Source organism: Clavibacter sp. A6099, from assembly GCF_021919125.1.
Classification (GTDB): Bacteria; Actinomycetota; Actinomycetes; order Actinomycetales; family Microbacteriaceae; genus Clavibacter; species Clavibacter seminis.
The window spans coordinates 3,225,022-3,240,913 of sequence record NZ_CP083439.1; the positions used below are offsets into that span (position 1 = coordinate 3,225,022).

Annotated in this window: 16 protein-coding genes; 7 read left to right on the forward strand and 9 right to left on the reverse strand. The window is 73.9% G+C overall.

The window, feature by feature from the left end:
* Window positions 1-39: 39 nt before the first annotated feature.
* The 4 genes from KYT88_RS15425 to KYT88_RS15440 form a co-directional block, all read right to left on the reverse strand.
* Window positions 40-1,440: a dihydrolipoamide acetyltransferase family protein gene (locus tag KYT88_RS15425; protein WP_043583685.1), complete on the reverse strand. Its 1,401-nt coding sequence runs from the start codon at window positions 1,438-1,440 to the stop codon at window positions 40-42.
* A 40-nt stretch (window positions 1,441-1,480) separates the two neighbouring features.
* Complete coding sequence (locus tag KYT88_RS15430; protein ID WP_043584138.1) at window positions 1,481-2,446, reverse strand: alpha-ketoacid dehydrogenase subunit beta; 966 nt, start codon at window positions 2,444-2,446, stop codon at window positions 1,481-1,483.
* A gap of 86 nt (window positions 2,447-2,532) precedes the next feature.
* Complete coding sequence (locus KYT88_RS15435; RefSeq protein ID WP_043583683.1) at window positions 2,533-3,645, reverse strand: thiamine pyrophosphate-dependent dehydrogenase E1 component subunit alpha; 1,113 nt, start codon at window positions 3,643-3,645, stop codon at window positions 2,533-2,535.
* A 9-nt stretch (window positions 3,646-3,654) separates the two neighbouring features.
* Window positions 3,655-4,770, reverse strand: coding sequence for a pyridoxal phosphate-dependent aminotransferase (locus tag KYT88_RS15440; protein WP_043583681.1), 1,116 nt, complete (start codon window positions 4,768-4,770; stop codon window positions 3,655-3,657).
* Between the two features lie 70 nt (window positions 4,771-4,840).
* On the opposite strand from KYT88_RS15440, the gene KYT88_RS15445 reads away from it, so the two are divergent.
* Window positions 4,841-5,236 carry a phage holin family protein gene (locus KYT88_RS15445; RefSeq protein ID WP_043583679.1) on the forward strand — a complete coding sequence of 132 codons (396 nt, stop codon included), beginning with the start codon at window positions 4,841-4,843 and terminating at the stop codon, window positions 5,234-5,236.
* An 8-nt stretch (window positions 5,237-5,244) separates the two neighbouring features.
* Here KYT88_RS15445 and KYT88_RS15450 read toward each other — a convergent pair whose 3' ends face one another.
* Entirely contained in the window at window positions 5,245-6,522 is a 1,278-nt protein-coding gene (locus KYT88_RS15450; protein WP_043583678.1) for a hypothetical protein, read from the reverse strand.
* Window positions 6,519-6,845 carry a hypothetical protein gene (locus KYT88_RS15455; RefSeq protein WP_043583676.1) on the reverse strand — a complete coding sequence of 109 codons (327 nt, stop codon included), beginning with the start codon at window positions 6,843-6,845 and terminating at the stop codon, window positions 6,519-6,521. Before KYT88_RS15455 ends, KYT88_RS15450 begins: the two co-directional genes overlap by 4 nt.
* A gap of 132 nt (window positions 6,846-6,977) precedes the next feature.
* Between KYT88_RS15455 and KYT88_RS15460 the strand changes: the two genes are divergently transcribed.
* Together KYT88_RS15460 and purB are read left to right on the forward strand one after the other, a co-directional pair.
* Window positions 6,978-7,505 (forward strand): low molecular weight protein-tyrosine-phosphatase, encoded by a 528-nt coding sequence (locus KYT88_RS15460; protein WP_012039636.1) that lies wholly within the window; start codon window positions 6,978-6,980, stop codon window positions 7,503-7,505.
* A 13-nt stretch (window positions 7,506-7,518) separates the two neighbouring features.
* Window positions 7,519-8,901 carry an adenylosuccinate lyase gene (purB, locus tag KYT88_RS15465; protein ID WP_043583675.1) on the forward strand — a complete coding sequence of 461 codons (1,383 nt, stop codon included), beginning with the start codon at window positions 7,519-7,521 and terminating at the stop codon, window positions 8,899-8,901.
* 84 nt (window positions 8,902-8,985) lie between these two features.
* On the opposite strand, the gene KYT88_RS15470 is transcribed toward purB, so the two are convergent.
* Entirely contained in the window at window positions 8,986-9,255 is a 270-nt protein-coding gene (locus KYT88_RS15470; protein ID WP_012039638.1) for a hypothetical protein, read from the reverse strand.
* 2 nt (window positions 9,256-9,257) lie between these two features.
* Window positions 9,258-9,932, reverse strand: a complete 675-nt coding sequence (locus tag KYT88_RS15475) for an HdeD family acid-resistance protein (protein WP_237583706.1) — start codon at window positions 9,930-9,932, stop codon at window positions 9,258-9,260.
* A gap of 339 nt (window positions 9,933-10,271) precedes the next feature.
* Between KYT88_RS15475 and ppgK the strand changes: the two genes are divergently transcribed.
* The gene (gene ppgK, locus KYT88_RS15480; RefSeq protein WP_081840886.1) at window positions 10,272-11,156 is read left to right on the forward strand and encodes a polyphosphate--glucose phosphotransferase; all 885 of its coding nucleotides are present in this window, start codon (window positions 10,272-10,274) and stop codon (window positions 11,154-11,156) included.
* 90 nt (window positions 11,157-11,246) lie between these two features.
* Window positions 11,247-12,362: a glycerate kinase gene (locus tag KYT88_RS15485; protein WP_043583673.1), complete on the forward strand. Its 1,116-nt coding sequence runs from the start codon at window positions 11,247-11,249 to the stop codon at window positions 12,360-12,362.
* A 16-nt stretch (window positions 12,363-12,378) separates the two neighbouring features.
* Here KYT88_RS15485 and KYT88_RS15490 read toward each other — a convergent pair whose 3' ends face one another.
* On the reverse strand, window positions 12,379-13,614 hold the full coding sequence (locus KYT88_RS15490) for a glycosyltransferase (protein WP_043583671.1): 1,236 nt from the start codon (window positions 13,612-13,614) through the stop codon (window positions 12,379-12,381).
* A 189-nt stretch (window positions 13,615-13,803) separates the two neighbouring features.
* Here KYT88_RS15490 and KYT88_RS15495 point away from each other — a divergent pair, with 189 nt between their 5' ends.
* Window positions 13,804-14,193: a MerR family transcriptional regulator gene (locus KYT88_RS15495; protein ID WP_043583669.1), complete on the forward strand. Its 390-nt coding sequence runs from the start codon at window positions 13,804-13,806 to the stop codon at window positions 14,191-14,193.
* A gap of 56 nt (window positions 14,194-14,249) precedes the next feature.
* Entirely contained in the window at window positions 14,250-15,875 is a 1,626-nt protein-coding gene (locus KYT88_RS15500; protein ID WP_043583667.1) for a peptide chain release factor 3, read from the forward strand.
* Window positions 15,876-15,892 lie beyond the last annotated feature (17 nt).

Below are 15,892 nucleotides of genomic sequence, written 5' to 3' on the forward strand. Positions count from 1 at the left end.
CTCAGTACCATCACTCCCTGGCTGTGGAGTGCGGGCGCGTCACTCCAGGAGCAGCGCCGGCTCCTCGATGATGCTCGCCACGTCGGCCAGGAAGCGGCTCGCGACGTCGCCGTCGACGACCCGGTGGTCGAAGCTCGCGCCGATGGTGGTGACGAAGCGCGGGCGCACCTCGCCGTCGACGACCCACGGCTTCTGCTTGATCGTGCCGAGCGCGACGATCGCCACCTCGCCCGGGTTCAGGATCGGCGTGCCGGTGTCCATCCCGAAGACGCCGATGTTGGTGATCGTGATGGTGCCCTGGCTCATGTCCGACGGGCTCGTCTTGCCGTCGCGCGCCGTGAGGGTGAGCTGCTCGAGCGCGCGGGCGAGCTCCAGCAGCGACATGGCCTGCGCCTCCTTGACGTTCGGCACCACGAGTCCGCGCGGCGTCGCGGCGGCGACGCCGAGGTTCACGTAGTGGCGGACGATGATCTCCTGGTCGGTCCACGAGGAGTTGACGGTGGGATTCCGTCGGACGGCCCAGATCATCGCCTTCGCCATGATGAGCAGCGGCGAGACCTTGACGCCCGCGAAGTCGGTGGACGCCTTGAGGCGCTTGACGAACTCCATCGTGCGGGTGGCGTCGACATCGACGAACAGGCTCACGTGCGGCGCCTGGAACGCGCTCTGCACCATGGCCGCGGCGATGACCTTGCGGACGCCCTTCACGGGGATCCGGTCCTCGCGCGCATCCGGCCACTCGGGCGTCTCGATGTTCTTGAAGACGCTCGCCTGCTGCGCGGTGCGGATGACGTCCTCGCGCGTGATCTCGCCGACGAGCCCGGTGGCCTCGACCTCCGCCAGGTCGACCTCGAGGTCCTTCGCGAGCTTGCGGATGGGGGGCTTGGCGATGATCGGCACGGCGGACGCGGCGGGCACCGAGTCGGGTCGCGGGGCGCGGGCGACCGGGGCGCCGGCCTGCGCGCCGGGGCGCACGGCATGGCGGGCGGCCGGAGCGGCGTCGCCCGGCTCGGCGCGACGGCGTCGGCTCGCGACCTTGCCCACCGTGCCGTAGCCCACGAGCACGGCGCCGGAGGTCTCCTCGGGCGCGGGCGCGGGGGCCGGCTCGCGGTTCTCGATGGCCGTGTCGTCCTGGATCACGGTCTCGCCCGGCAGCGCCATCTGGGCGGGCGTCTCGGCCGGCGCGGACAGGCTCGGCGAGCCCTGCGCGATCGCGATGATGGGGGTGCCCACCTCGACCGTCTGGCCCTCCTGCACGAGCAGGCCGGAGACGGTGCCCTCGAACGGGCTGGGCAGCTCGACGAGCGACTTCGCGGTCTCGATCTCGACGATCACCTGGTTGAGCGCCACCTGGTCGCCCGGCTGCACGCGCCACGAGACGATCTCGGCGTCGATGAGGCCCTCGCCCACGTCGGGCAGGGTGAACTCGGAATCAGCCATCGTGCGGTCCTCTTCTCCGTGCCGCGGGGGCGGCGGGCGTCTAGTAGGCGAGCGAGCGGTCGACGGCCTCGAGGATGCGGTCGGCATCCGGGAGGTAGAGCGTCTCGAGCTTCGCGGGAGGGAACGGGGCGTCGAATCCGGAGACCCGGATCACCGGCGCCTCGAGCGAGTAGAACGCGCGCTCGGTGACGGTCGCCGCGATCTCGGAGCCGACCGACACGTGGCCGGGCGCCTCCTGCGCGACGACCAGGCGGCCGGTGCGCTGGACGGACTCGAGGATGGGGCCGTAGTCGACGGGCGACAGCGAGCGCAGGTCGACGACCTCGACGCTCGTTCCCTCCTCGGCCGCGAGCTCGGCGGCCTGGAGGAGCATCGCGACCATGGCGCCGTGCCCGACGAGCGTGACATCGGTGCCGGAGCGGACGACCCGGCTCTCGTGCAGGCCGATCCCGGGAGCGGAGAAGTCCACATCGCCCTTCGGCCGGTAGCGCGCCTTGGGCTCGAAGAACATGACCGGGTCGTCCGACTTGATGGCCTCCTGGATCATCCAGTAGGCGTCGTGCGGGGTGCTCGGGCTCACGACGCGGAGGCCGGGCGTGTGCGCGAAGTACGCCTCGGGGCTCTCCTGGTGGTGCTCGATGGCGCCGATGTGGCCGCCGTAGGGCACGCGGATCACGACGGGCATGCGCATGGCACCCTCGTGCCTGTTGGTGATCTTGGCGAGCTGGCTCGTGATCTGGTCGAAGGCCGGGTAGATGAAGCCGTCGAACTGGATCTCGCACACAGGCCGGTAGCCGCGCATCGCGAGGCCGATGGCCGTGCCGACGATGCCGGACTCGGCGAGCGGGGTGTCGATGACGCGGCGGTCGCCGAAGTCCCGCTGCAGGTGCTCGGTGATGCGGAAGACGCCGCCGAGCGGGCCGATGTCCTCGCCCATGAGCAGGACCTTGTCGTCCTCCTCGAGCGCGCGGCGGAGGCCCGCGTTGAGGGCCTTGGCCATGGGCATGCTCTCGATGCCGGCGGGGGCTCCGGTGCCGCTCGTCGCGGCGTCGTCGGATCCGGCGGGGGAGGCCGCGCGGTCGATGGTGTCGGTCATCGGTTCCCCTCCAGGGAGGCCTCGTAGCGCTCGAGCCACTCGCGCTGCTCCGTCGTGACAGGGTGCGGCTCCGAGTAGACGTGGTCGAAGATGCCGGGCAGCGCCGGGCTCGTCAGCTCGATGGTGCGGCGGCGGACGTCGGCAGCCAGGTCCTTGGCCTCCTCGTCGATCCCGTCGAAGAGCGACTGCGGCGCGCCCTGCGCCCGGAGGTACGCCTCGAGCCGGGCGATCGGGTCCTTCGCGACCCAGCCCTGCAGCTCGTCGTCGGTGCGGTACTTCGTGGGGTCGTCGCTCGAGGTGTGGGCGCCGACGCGGTAGGTGAGCGCCTCGATGAAGGAGGGGCCGCCGCCGTTGCGCGCGTCGTCGAGGTGCTTGGCCGTGACCGCGTAGCTCGCGAAGACGTCGTTGCCGTCGACCTGCGTGCTCGGCACGCCGAAGCCGCGCGAGCGGAGGTAGAGCGGCGTCCGCGACTGCGTGCTGACGGGGACCGAGATCGCCCAGTGGTTGTTCTGCAGGAAGAAGACCTGCGGGGTCCGGAAGCTCGCGGCGAAGACGAACGCCTCGCTCACGTCGCCCTGGCTGGTGGCGCCGTCGCCGTAGTAGGCGATCACGGCGGTGTCGCGGTCGGGATCCCCGGTGGCGACGTCGCCGTCGAACGCGACGCCCATCGCGTAGCCCGTGGCGTGCAGCGCCTGCGACCCGATGACCAGCGTGTAGAGGTGGAAGTTCGCCACCGCCGGATCCCAGCCGCCGTGCGTGACGCCGCGCATGAGGCGCACGATGTCGACGGGGTCGATGCCGCGGATGAGCGCGACGCCGTGCTCGCGGTAGGCGGGGAACACGTGGTCCTGCGGGCGCGTGGCCCGACCGGATCCCACCTGCGCCGCCTCCTGCCCGGTGCTCGGCGCCCAGAGGCCGAGGTGGCCCTGGCGCTGGAGGTTCGTGGCCTCGAGGTCGAACGCCCGCGTGAGGCGCATGTCGCGGAGGAAGCCGCGGTGGTCGTCCTCCGTGAGTCGCTCGAAGTACGGGAGGAACTCCTCGGCGGAGTCGCTCGGTGCGAGCTCGCCCGCGGGGGTCAGGAGCTGGACCGTCACATCGCTTTCCGGCATCGTCCCAACCTACCGGCGCGCCGGGTGGCCCTCCGGCAGCCCCCGGACAATTCCCGCCGACGCGTTCAGTAGCTTCCGGACAGAGGCCGGCTCGCCGATGGTGACGCGGATCCCCTCGCCCGCGAACGCGCGCACCACGAGCCCGGCGGCCGCGAGCTGCGCCTCCACCTCGGCGGTCTCGGCGCCCGTGGCCAGCCAGACGAAGTTGCCGTGGGGTCGCGGGACCGCCCAGCCCTGCTCGGTGAGCGCGCGCCAGGCCTCGTCGCGGTCGCGCGCGAGGACGGCCACGCGCTCCAGGAGCTCGTCCTCGTGCTCGAGCGATGCCAGCGCCGCGTGCTGCGCGTGGCCGGTGACGGAGAGCGGGATGGCGGCGGAGCGGGCCGCGTCGAGGATGCGCGGGTGACCCACTGCGTACCCGATGCGGAGCCCCGCGAGGCCGTACGCCTTGGAGAAGGTGCGGAGGACGACGAGGTTCGGGTGGGCCGCGAGCAGGCGCATGCCGTCGAGGGCATGCTCCGGGCCGACGAACTCGCCGTACGCCTCGTCGAGCAGCACGAGCACGTCGCGCGGGACGGCCGCGAGCAGGCGCTCGAGGTCGGCCTCCGTGACGAGCGTGCCGGTGGGGTTGTTCGGCGTGCAGACGATGACGACGCGCGTGCGGTCGGTGAGCGCGGCGATCATGCCGTCCACGTCGTGCGAGTGGTCCGGCAGGTTCGGGACGGGGACGCCCGTCGCCCCCGCGACCGTGATGAGCGTGGGGTACGCCTCGAACGAGCGCCACGCGTGGACGACCTCGTCGCCCGGGCCCGCGGCCGCCGTGATGAGCTGCGAGAGGATCGCCACGGATCCGGCTCCCGCGTGGACGTGGTCGACCGTGACGCCGAAGCGCTCGGCGAGCGCGGTGCGCAGCAGGGTCGCGCCCGCGTCGGGGTAGCGGTTCACGTCGCGCACCTGGTCGATGCGGGCGAGCACCGACGGCAGCGGGTCGAACGGGTTCTCGTTGCTGGACAGCTTGAAGTCGTCCTCGCCGGCGGGCTTGCCCTGGCGGTAGGCGACCATGGCCGCGATGGCGGGACGGAGCCTCACGGGGGCGGCGGCGTCGAGGGGCGCGGGTTCGGGGATCACCGGGCGATTCTACGGGCGGGTCGCCGCCCGGCCCATGGTCCGCGGGGGCGGCGTCTGCGAGGATCGCAGCATGCCCCGATTCCTCGTCCGCGTGGTCGTCAACGCCGTCGCGCTCTGGCTCACCACGCTCATCGTCTCCGGCACCATCGTGACCGCCTACGAGCCGGGCGACACCACGGCCACCGTGCTCACCTACCTCCTGCTCGGCGCGATCTTCGGCGTCGTGAACGGCGTCATCGGCACGGCCATCCGGATCGTGGCGTTCCCCCTCTACATCCTCACGCTCGGCCTCATCGCGCTCATCGTCAACGGGCTGCTCTTCCTCCTGGTGGCCGCCATCTCCGACGCGCTCGGCTTCGGCCTCACGGTCGAGGGGTTCTGGTGGGGCGTGCTCGGGGCGCTGCTCATGGCGTTCTTCAGCTGGCTGGTGGGGCTCGTGCTCCGACCGGTGACGTCGAGGGCCTGACCCGCGCGTCACATCCCACCGCCCGATCCGCCCGGCGGGGTGAGCGGGGCCCGCTCCGCCCGGTAGAGGTGGGACGCGATCGGCGTGGCCCCGTCGAGGAACCCGTGGAGCTCGTCGCGCGCCCGCTCCAGGAGCGGGGAGCGCGAGGCGTCCATCTGGGTCGCCGTCGCCCGATAGGTGCTCAGGTCGTGCGCGTCCAGGACGCCAGCGTGCGCCGTCGGCGCGAAGGCCGGCGCGCGCACCACGACGTCGTCGCCCGCGTCGCCGTCGGACGGGCGCACGCCCCCGAGCGCCGGGACGGGGTCGTCCGTGTGCTCCACGGCCACGCCGTCGATCCCCTGGCGGATCGGCAGCTGCCCGACCGGGGACCCGAACGTGAGCTCGTGGGTGACGTGGAGGCCCGGGGCATCGCCCACCGCTCGCGCGAGGATCCCGCCCATCGAGTATCCGACGACGTAGACCTCGTCGTCCGCGGTCGCGCCGGCCTCGCGGAGCGCCGTCTCGGCCGCGTGCACGGCGGACCCGCCCTCGGTGGCGAGCGCGGCCGCCGCCGAGGCCGGTCCGAAGTCCTCGCGGCCGGTGCCCGGATCCAGGGTGACCATGCCGCCCAGGTAGGCGACGAAGCGGCGGCGTCCGTCCGGTGCCCGGTACTCCTCGACGCGCATCTGCGGGGTGCCGGGGACCGGGTCGGGGATCCGGTCGGCCAGGTCCTCCAGGCTCGCCGGCGCCGGGCGGACGGCGTCAGGGCGGATGTGGACGGCGGCGGGCGCGTCGCGCAGGACGCCGAGGGCTCCCAGCGCCGCGAGGAGGCCCGCGGTCGTCTCCCGCACGCCGTCGTCGCCGGCCGGGCGGTCCGGGAGGAAGCGCGCGGCCGCGGCCGCGATGTCCGAGACCACGTCCCGGACGGCGGAGGGCAGCAGGATCCGGAGGGCCCCGCTCGGAGAGGAAGGAGCCGCATCCGTCGCACCGCCGTCCGCCGAGGCGGATCGCACGCAGCGGTCGACGTCCCGCTCCCCGTCCGCGTACTCGGCGGCGGCGCGACGCAGGTCGGCGGCGAGCGCCCGCGCGTCGTGGGCGGCGGACGACAGGAGACCGCGCGGGGCGTCGAGGCTCGCATCGTGATCGCCCGTGATCGTGGCCACGAGCGGCGGCAGGGCCAGCGCACGGGCATGGTCGTCGAGCCGCCCCGCCTCGTCGTCGAGCCGCCCGGCGATGCGCGTGAGGTGGTCCGTCTCGACCTCGGTGCCGCCTCCCTCGGTGACCGTGAGCCCCGCGACCGCGGTCACAGATGCGCTCCGGGGCAGCCGGGCGCCGAGCCGGCGGCCGGATGCGCGTCGTGGAGCAGGGTCCCGGCGAGCGCGACGCGACCGGCGAGGTCGTCGAGGGCACGGACGAATGCGTCGTGCGCGCGTCCGGACCACGACGGGTCGTCCCGGCAGGACGCGATGCCTCGGTGCGTCTCCGCCACCGCCTCGGCGATGGCGGCGAGCGCATGCGCGCGCGTCAGCGCCTCGGCGCGGAGCTGGCCCGGCGTGCTGCCGCTCTCCCGACCCGTCCCTCCGAGGGGATCTCCCCCGCCCGCGCCCCATCCACCCGGCTGCTCCTGCATCGCGTCCCGTCCTCTCCCGTCCGCCCGCATCGTGCGCCGCAGCGAGGGCAGCGGGCCGTCGGATGCCGCGTCCGGGGGACGGAGGAGGGATACGGGGATGTGGGGAGGGATCGCAGCCGACAGAATGAGCGCATGGGAGCCCCCGACTCTCCGGCCGCGACGGCTCCACCCGTCTTCCGGATCGCCTTCGTCTGCACCGGCAACATCTGCCGCTCCCCGATGGCGGAGGTCGTCTTCCGGGACCTCGTGCAGCGCGCCGGGCACGCCGACCGCGTCTCCGTGACGAGCGCCGGGACGGGCGACTGGCACGTGGGCGAGCAGGCGGACGCGCGCACCCTCGCCGCGCTCGAGCGCCGCGGCCTGTCGGGATCCGCGCATCGCGCGAAGCAGTTCGACCCGGACACACTGCCCGACCTCGACCTGGTGGTCGTGTTCGACCGCGGCCAGGAGCGGACGCTGCGGCAGTGGGCGCGGACGGAGGCGGACCGGGCGAAGATCCACCTGCTGCTGTCGTTCGATCCTCCACAGGCCCACCTGCGGGACGTGCCCGACCCGTACTACACGGACGCGGCGATGTTCGATCGGGTTCTTGGGATGATAGAGCGAGCCGCCCGGGCCCTCCTCGCGCAGGTGGAGCCCGGCATCCGTCCCCCCAGCTAGGAGATCCCCCCGCATGAGCCCGTTGCCCCCGCAGGTGCTGAGCCCCCTCGACGGCCGCTACGCCCCCGTCGTCACCGAGCTCGGCGAGCACCTCTCGGAGGCGGGCCTCAACCGGGCGCGCATCCACGTCGAGATCGAGTGGCTCATCCACCTCACCGACCGGTCGCTCCTCTCCTCCTCGCCGTTCACGGACGCGCAGAAGGCGGCGCTGCGCGAGGTCGTCGCGGGCTTCGGGCAGGAGCAGATCGACGCGCTCGCCCGCGTCGAGGCCGTCACCCGGCACGACGTGAAGGCCGTCGAGTACTTCGTGCGCGACCGCCTCGAGGAGCTCGGCCTCGCGCACGTCGCCGAGCTCACGCACTTCGCGTGCACGAGCGAGGACATCAACAACCTCTCCTACGCGCTCGTCATCGACCGGGCCGTGCGCGAGGTCTGGCTGCCGAAGCTGGTCTCCGTCATCGGCGCGCTCCGCGAGCGGGCCCTCCTCTTCCGCGACGACGCCATGCTGTCGCGCACGCACGGGCAGCCGGCCACGCCCACGACCCTCGGCAAGGAGCTCGCGGTGTTCGTGCACCGGCTCGAGCGCCTCCGGGCCGATGTGGAGGACGTCGAGGTGCTCGGCAAGTTCAGCGGCGCCACGGGCACGTTCGCGGCGCACCTCGCCGCCGACGCGGACGTCGACTGGCCCGCCGAGTCCCGCGCGTTCGTCACGTCGCTCGGGCTCGTGTGGAACCCGCTCACCACGCAGATCGAGTCGCACGACTGGCAGGCCGAGCTGTACACGCGCATCGCCCACGTCAACCGGGTCCTGCACAACCTCTGCACGGACGTGTGGACCTACATCTCCATGGGGTACTTCCGGCAGATCCCGCAGGCGGGCGCGACCGGCTCGTCGACGATGCCGCACAAGATCAACCCCATCCGCTTCGAGAACGCGGAGGCGAACCTCGAGCTGTCGGATGCGCTGCTCGACTCGCTCGCGTCCACGCTCGTGACGTCCCGGCTCCAGCGGGACCTCACGGACTCGACGACGCAGCGCAACGTCGGCGTCGCGCTCGGGCACTCGCTGCTGGCGCTCGACAACATCGGGCGGGGTCTCCTCGAGATCGACGTCGACCGCGCGCTGCTCGCGGCCGACCTCGACGCCAACTGGGAGATCCTCGGCGAGGCCATCCAGACGGTCATCCGCGCGGAGATCGTCGCGGGGCGCAGCTCCATCAGCGACCCGTACGCGGTGCTCAAGGAGCTCACGCGCGGCAAGCGCGTCGGCCGCGACGAGATGCGCGCGTTCGTCTCCGGGCTCGACATCGGGGACCAGGCGAAGGCGCGACTGCTCGAGCTGACCCCGGCCGGGTACGCCGGGCTGGCGTCGCAGCTGGTCGACCACATCCTCTGAGCCGGTCGATCGGGACCCTCGTCACGGCGGGGGTCCCGACGCACGTCAGCGGACGCGGTTCCAGCCGGAGCGGATCCCCGCGGCTCAGTGCCGGGTCGGACGATCCGGGTGGTCCTGCTCGTCCATGTCCTGCAGCTCGTCGCGGTTCGGCTTGAACGACAGGGCGAGCATCGCGAGCATCACGAGGGCGCCGATGAACGCGACGCCCGTGAAGACGACCACGACCGTCCAGCCCTGGGCGTCGGCGGGCCTGGTGCTGAGCCCCACGATGAGGCCCACGAACGCGGCGAGGGCCGCGGCGATGCCGAGCAGCTCGGCGGGGCGCATGCGGTCCTTGCGGATGTTGGAAGTCACGGTCAGCTCGCGCTCTCGGTGGTCCGGGGGGCGTCCGCCGCGGAGGTCGCGGTGGGTGTGGAGGTGCCCCATTTCATGCTCAGGGCGGCGATGACCAGGAAGACCCCGACGATCGCCGCGTAGGCGCCCAGGAGGCCGACGGCCACGACGGGCGCGGTGAGCTGCCCCTCGCGCTGCTCGACCCCGCCGTACTGGACCACGAGGTCAGGCGGCACCAGGAGGAAGGCGACGGCGAGCACGACGGTGAGCGCACCGGCGGTGATCGCGTCGGTGGCGCCCGGCACGCGGCCGCGCGAGCGCAGGCCGGCGACGAGCTCCAGGAACCCGGTGACGACGGCCCAGACGCTGACGGCGTAGAGGAGGACGAGGACGCCCCCGTCGCGGGCCAGGAGGGCGGCGATGCCCGCCACCACGGTGATCGCACCCTGGGCGACGGCGCTCGTGCGGAGGCGCGCGGCGGGACCGCGGAGGGTCCGGGCGCCGAGGCCCGCGGTGATCAGGCCGGAGAGGATCGCGAAGACGCCGAACGCCACGAGGCCGAGTGACGGCGAGTGGTCGGTCGAGAAGGTGATGAACGCGGCGAGCGCTAGGGCGGGCAGTGCGCGCAGGAGGAGCACGGGCCAGTACGCCGCCCGGAACGTCAGCTCGTCCTCGGACACGGCAGCCTCTCTCTCCATCCGGGCCAGCCTACTCGGTGGGTTCCTGGGCGGATGCTCGGCCGGGGCCCGCGATGGCGGCCCCGGCGAGCTGGCCTAGGCTCGACACGTGACGAGTCCCCTCCCCCGTCTGGCCGCTGCGGCGGCCGGCGCGGTCGTCGGGCTCGCGGTCGTCTGCGCCGTGGGCGTGGCCTGCGGGATCGTCTACGCGAACCGGGCGTTCTGAGCCGCGGCGGTCCCGCGGCCGACGGCCCGGGATACGCGGGTCGTTTCCGCCCGATCCGCGCCCGTCCGCCGCGCACCCGCGCAACCGGCGCCCCGCAACCTGCGAGGCGCGAACCGCAACCGAGAGGCCCCGCCGTGCCCCAGCCCGAGACCGCGCCGCGGCCCGCCTCCGAGAGCGGCCGGGCCACCGGCGGGTTCATCCCCGTCGACCGCGCCGTCGTCGCCGCCCCCGAGGGCGCAGCTGAGGCCCTGGCCCGACGCGACCGGCTGGCCCTCGGCATCGACATCGGCGGCACGACGCTCAAGGCCGGGATCGTCGACGTCACCACGGGGATCCGGCTCACCGAGCGCATGACCGTGGCCAAGCCCGTCGGCGGCGAGCCCGAGGACATCGCGGACGTGATCGCCGAGATCGTGCTCGAGCTCACGCCCGACGAGGACCTGCCCGTGGGCGTCGGCGTGCCCGGCATCGTGCGGGACGGCATCGTGCGCTCCTCCGCGCACATCTCCGACCGCTGGCTCGGCATGGACGCGCGCACCGCCATCCGCGAGCGCAGCGGGATCGACGTGCTCACCGTCAACGACGCCGACGCCGCCGGGATGGCGGAGCTCGAGTACGGCGTGCTGCAGGGCCGCGGCGGCCTGGTGATCCTCACGACGCTCGGCACCGGCATCGGCACGGCGCTGCTGCACGACGGCACGCTCATCCCGAACAGCGAGCTCGGCCACGTCCACATCGACGGCGGCGACTACGAGATGCAGGCGGCCTTCTCCGCCGTGCGCCGCGAGGGGCTGACGTTCGAGGCGTGGGCGGCGCGACTGGAGCGGTACTACCGGCACCTCGAGTCGATCATGTCGCCCGACCTCATCGTGGTGGGCGGAGCGGCGGCGCACGAGTTCGCGCGCTTCTCGGGGTTCCTGCACCTCGACACCGAGATCATCGCGGCCAGCCGCGGCAACGACGCCGGACTGGTCGGCGCCGCGCTGCTCGCGCACCGGGCGGGCGTCGCGCCGGACTGATCCGGCGCGGCCGCGTCCGATCGGGTCCGCCGCGTCCGCATCCGCGCCGGTCCGCCGCGTGGCTCCGGCCGCGTCCGGCAGACTGGCGCCATGAGCACCGTCGCTCCCCGACCGCTGCGCGTCGTCATGTCCCCCGACTCGCTCACCGGATCCGCCACCGCCGTCGAGGCCGCTGGATCCCTCCGCCGCGGCTGGCTGCGCGCCCGGCCCGACGACGACGTGGCGATCGCGCCCATGGCCGACGGCGGGCAGGGCACCCTCGACGTGCTCGCGGCGGCCGTCCCGGGAGCGCGCCGCATGCCCGTCCGCGTCCCGGGACCCGACGACCGGCCCGTCGACGCGCACTGGCTCCTGCTGCCCGACGGCACGGGCGTGGTCGAGGTCGCGTCCACGAGCGGGATCACGCTGCTGGATCCGCTCCGCCCGCTCACCGCCCACACCCGCGGATTCGGACGCGCGATCGGGGCGGCGCTCGACGCGGGCGTGCCGCGCCTGCTGCTCGCGCTCGGCGGCAGCTCGTCCACGGACGGCGGCGTCGGCGCGCTCCGCGAACTCGGGGCGCGGGCCCTCCGCGCGGACGGATCACCGGCTGGCGACGGCGGCGGCGGGCTCGCGGACATCGCGACGCTCGACCTCACCGCGCTCCGGGCGCTGCCGGAGGGCGGGGCCCTGGTCCTCGGCGACGTCACCGCTCCCCTCACCGGGCCCGCGGGCGCCGCCGCCGTCTACGGTCCGCAGAAGGGCGCGACGCCCGCGGACGTGAACGTGCTCGACTCGGGCCTGGCCCACCTCGCCGGCCTGCTCCACGTCGGTCCGGCCACCCCGGGCGCGGGCGCGGCGGGCGGCACCGCGGCGGGCCTCGTCGCGTGGGGCGCGGTCGTGGGATCCGGATCCGCCGGCGTGGCCGACGCGATCGGCCTGGCCGACCTCGTCGCGGACGCCGACGTCGTGATCACGGGCGAGGGCCGCTTCGACGCGCAGTCGCGGACGGGCAAGGTCGCCTCGCACGTGCTCGACCTGGCGCGGGCGCACGGGACCGCGGCGATCCTCGTGGCCGGCGCCATCGCCGCCCCCACCGACGGGTTCGCCGCCGCGCGCTCCCTCACCGACCTCGCCGGATCCGCCGACGCCGCACGCGCGGACGCCGTCACCTGGCTCGAGCGCGCCGCGGAGGACGTGGCACGCGGACGGGAGTGGCGCGACTGAGGCCGAGCGGACCGGCTCAGTCCCGGGCGCCCGCCGCCGGATCCGCGCCAGACGCGCAACCCGCGCCACCCGCCGCGCTCCGCGTCCGCAGCGCCCGGTACTCCTCCGCCACGTCCGCCGCCGCGACGTCCCACGTGCGCCTGGCCGCGTGCTCCCGGGCCGACGCCGAGAGCCTCGCGAGGGCGGGCCGGTCGGCGAGCAGGTCGCGGATCGCCCGGGCCCAGTCGGCGGGATCCCGCGTGGGCACGAACACGCCGCTCACGCCGTCCCGCACCGAGTCGACCAGCCCCTCCGTCCGCGCCGCGACGACGGGCGTGCCGCACGCGGCCGCCTCGAGGGCCACGAGACCGTAGGTCTCGGCCGCCGACGGCATGAGCGCGAGGTGCGCGCCGGCGAGGACGCGGGCGGTCGCCGCCCGATCGAGCGCGCCCGCGAAGACGACGTCGTCCTCGAGGCCGAGCGACCGCACGAGCGCGTGCAGGCTCGCCGCGTACGCATCCCGGCCGGGCGAGACCCCGCCGGCGATCACGAGCAGGGGCCGGGTCGCGGGATCCAGCAGGGCGAGGGCCCGCAGCGCGACGTCCTGCCCCTTGAGCGGCTGGATCCGCCCGAGCAGCACGATCCGCACCCGCCCCGCGCCATCGCGGCCCGACGGCTCCCGCAGGAACGCCTCCTCCACACCAGGCGCCACGACGTGCACCGCCGCGGGATCCGCGTCGTAGGCCTCCACGAGCAGCCGCTTCTCCGACTCCGCGGACGCGACCACGAGGTCAGACGCGCGCACGAGCCGCCCCTCGTCCGCGAGCCGCGAGGCCGGCTCCGGGGTGTCCCCCGCCACGAGCCGGCGGTTCTTGCCCGCGGAGACCGAGTGCAGCGTCAGCACGTGCGGCACGCCCCATGCGCGCGCGACGGGAAGCGCGGCCACGGCCGACAACCAGTAGTGCGCGTGCACGACATCGGCCGGCGGCAGCGCGGCGAGCGCGTCGGCGAAGGCGTCCGTGATCCCGGGCAGCTCCTCCTTCGCGAGCGGGCCGACCGGCCCCGCCCGGAGCGCCCGCAGCTCGACGCCCGGCGCGACGGGGAGCACGGCCGGGTCGGCCGGATCCGTGGCGCGCGTGATCAGCTGCACCTCGTGCCCCTGCCGCCCGAGGCTCCGTGCGAGCTCCAGGAGGTAGACGTTGAGCCCGCCGGCGTCGCCGGTGCTGGGTGTCTGGATCGGCGACGTGTGCAGCGAGACGAATGCGATCCTCATGCGCCCGATCCTACGAGCGACGCCGAGCGACGCCGACGCGGCTCCGCGCGCACGCCCTGTCCCGACCGCGACGCCATGCGGACCCCGGAGGTGCCGCGCGCCAGGATCGGGGACAATGGTCGGATGCGGTCGCCCGTCCGCAACCCGTCCACCCTCCCTCGCCCGGGGAGGACCCGTCTGGAGGCCCGCATGACGCGACCTGCCGGCCCCGCGACCATGCAGATCGGCGAGCTCGCCGAGCGCACCGGCATGTCCCACCGCACGCTCCGCCATTACGACGAGACCGGCCTCCTGCGCCCGTCCGGCCGATCGGAGGGCGGCTTCCGCCTCTACACGGCCGACGACCTGGAGCGCCTCCTCCTCATCCGCCGGATGAAGCCGCTCGGCTTCTCGCTCGAGGAGATGGTGCGCCTGCTCGAGGTCACGGACGCCCTCGACGCCGCCGGGCCGGATGACGACATCGCCTCCCTGCGCGCGGACCTCGCCGCCTTCGTCGCCGACGCGGAGGAGCGCCGCCGTCGCCTGGCCGAGCACCTCGCCATGGCCGACGAGTTCCTCGACCGCCTCCGCGCCCGCTGACCCGGCCACCCGACCGCGCGGATCCCCCGCCCGACACCGCCTCGTACCATGGGGAGGTGTCGACCATCACCCCTCCCCGCGCGCCCGCCTCGGCCTCCGCCTCCCCCGTGCTGCGCGAGGCGTCCCGCCGTCGCACCTTCGCCGTCATCTCCCACCCCGACGCGGGCAAGTCCACGCTCACGGAGGCACTGCTGCTGCACGCGCACGCCATCGGATCCGCGGGCGCGGTGCACGGCAAGCAGGGCCGGAAGTCCACGGTCTCCGACTGGATGGACATGGAGAAGGAGCGCGGCATCTCGGTGAGCTCCGCCGCGATCCAGTTCACCCACCGCGACACCGTCATGAACGTCGTCGACACCCCCGGCCACGCCGACTTCTCCGAGGACACCTACCGCGTCCTCTCCGCGGTGGACGCCGCGATCATGCTGGTCGACGCCTCCCGCGGGCTCGAGACCCAGACCATGAAGCTGTTCGAGGTGTGCCGCCAGCGCCGCATCCCGATCATCACCGTCATCAACAAGTGGGACCGCCCGGGCCGCGAGCCGCTCGACCTCATGGACGAGATCAAGGAGCGCACGGGCCTCCTCCCCACCCCGCTCACGTGGCCGGTCGGCGAGTCCGGCGCGTTCTTCGGCGTGGTCGACCGCTCCAGCGGCGAGTGCGTGCACTTCACGCGCACGGCCGGCGGCGCGAGCATCGCCCCCGAGACCCGCATGTCGCCCGACGAGGCGCTGGCCGCGGCCGGACCCGCCTGGACGAACGCGGTCGAGGAGAGCGAGCTCCTGCACGAGGAGGGCCAGGACCACGACGAGGAGTCGTTCCTCGCCCGGCGCACCACGCCCGTGCTCTTCGCGGCCGCCGTCCTCAACTTCGGCGTCACCCACATCCTCGATGCGCTCGACGCCATCGCCCCAGCCGCTCAGCCCCGGCCGGACGAGCAGGACCGCACGCGCCCCGTCGAGGAGGACTTCTCCGGCTTCGTCTTCAAGGTGCAGTCCGGGATGAACACCGCGCACCGCGACCGCCTCGCCTTCATGCGGATCTGCTCGGGCGTCTTCCACCGCGGCATGACCGTCACGCACGCCCAGACCGGCCGCCCCTTCGTCACCAAGTACGCGCAGCAGCTCTTCGGCCGCGAGCGCTCCACCGTCGACGACGCGTATCCGGGCGACGTCGTCGGCCTCGTGAACGCGTCCAACATCCGCGTGGGCGACACGCTCTTCGACGGCGCACCCGTCACGTTCCCGCGCCTCCCGCAGTTCGCGCCCGAGCTCTTCCGCGTCGTGCGTTCGAAGGACACGAGCACGCACAAGCAGTTCCGCAAGGGCATCGAGCAGCTGGATCACGAGGGTGTAATCCAGGTGATGCGCTCCGACCTCCGCGGCGACCAGGCCCCCGTCCTCGGCGCGGTCGGCCCCATGCAGTTCGAGGTCGTCGTCGAGCGCATGACGAACGAGTTCCGCGCGCCGCTGCGCATGGAGCCGCTCGAGTACCAGGTGGCCCGGATCACCGACGCCGCCTCGGCGCCGGCCCTCGCGAAGACCATCGGCGTCGAGGTGCTCGTGCGCTCCGACGGCACGCACATCGCCCTCATCACCACCCCGTGGCGCTTGAAGGCGATCCAGCGCGACAGCCCCGAGCTCACCCTCGTCGACGCGGCGACGGCCCTCCCGGACGCGTGATCTCGAGGATTCGCGCG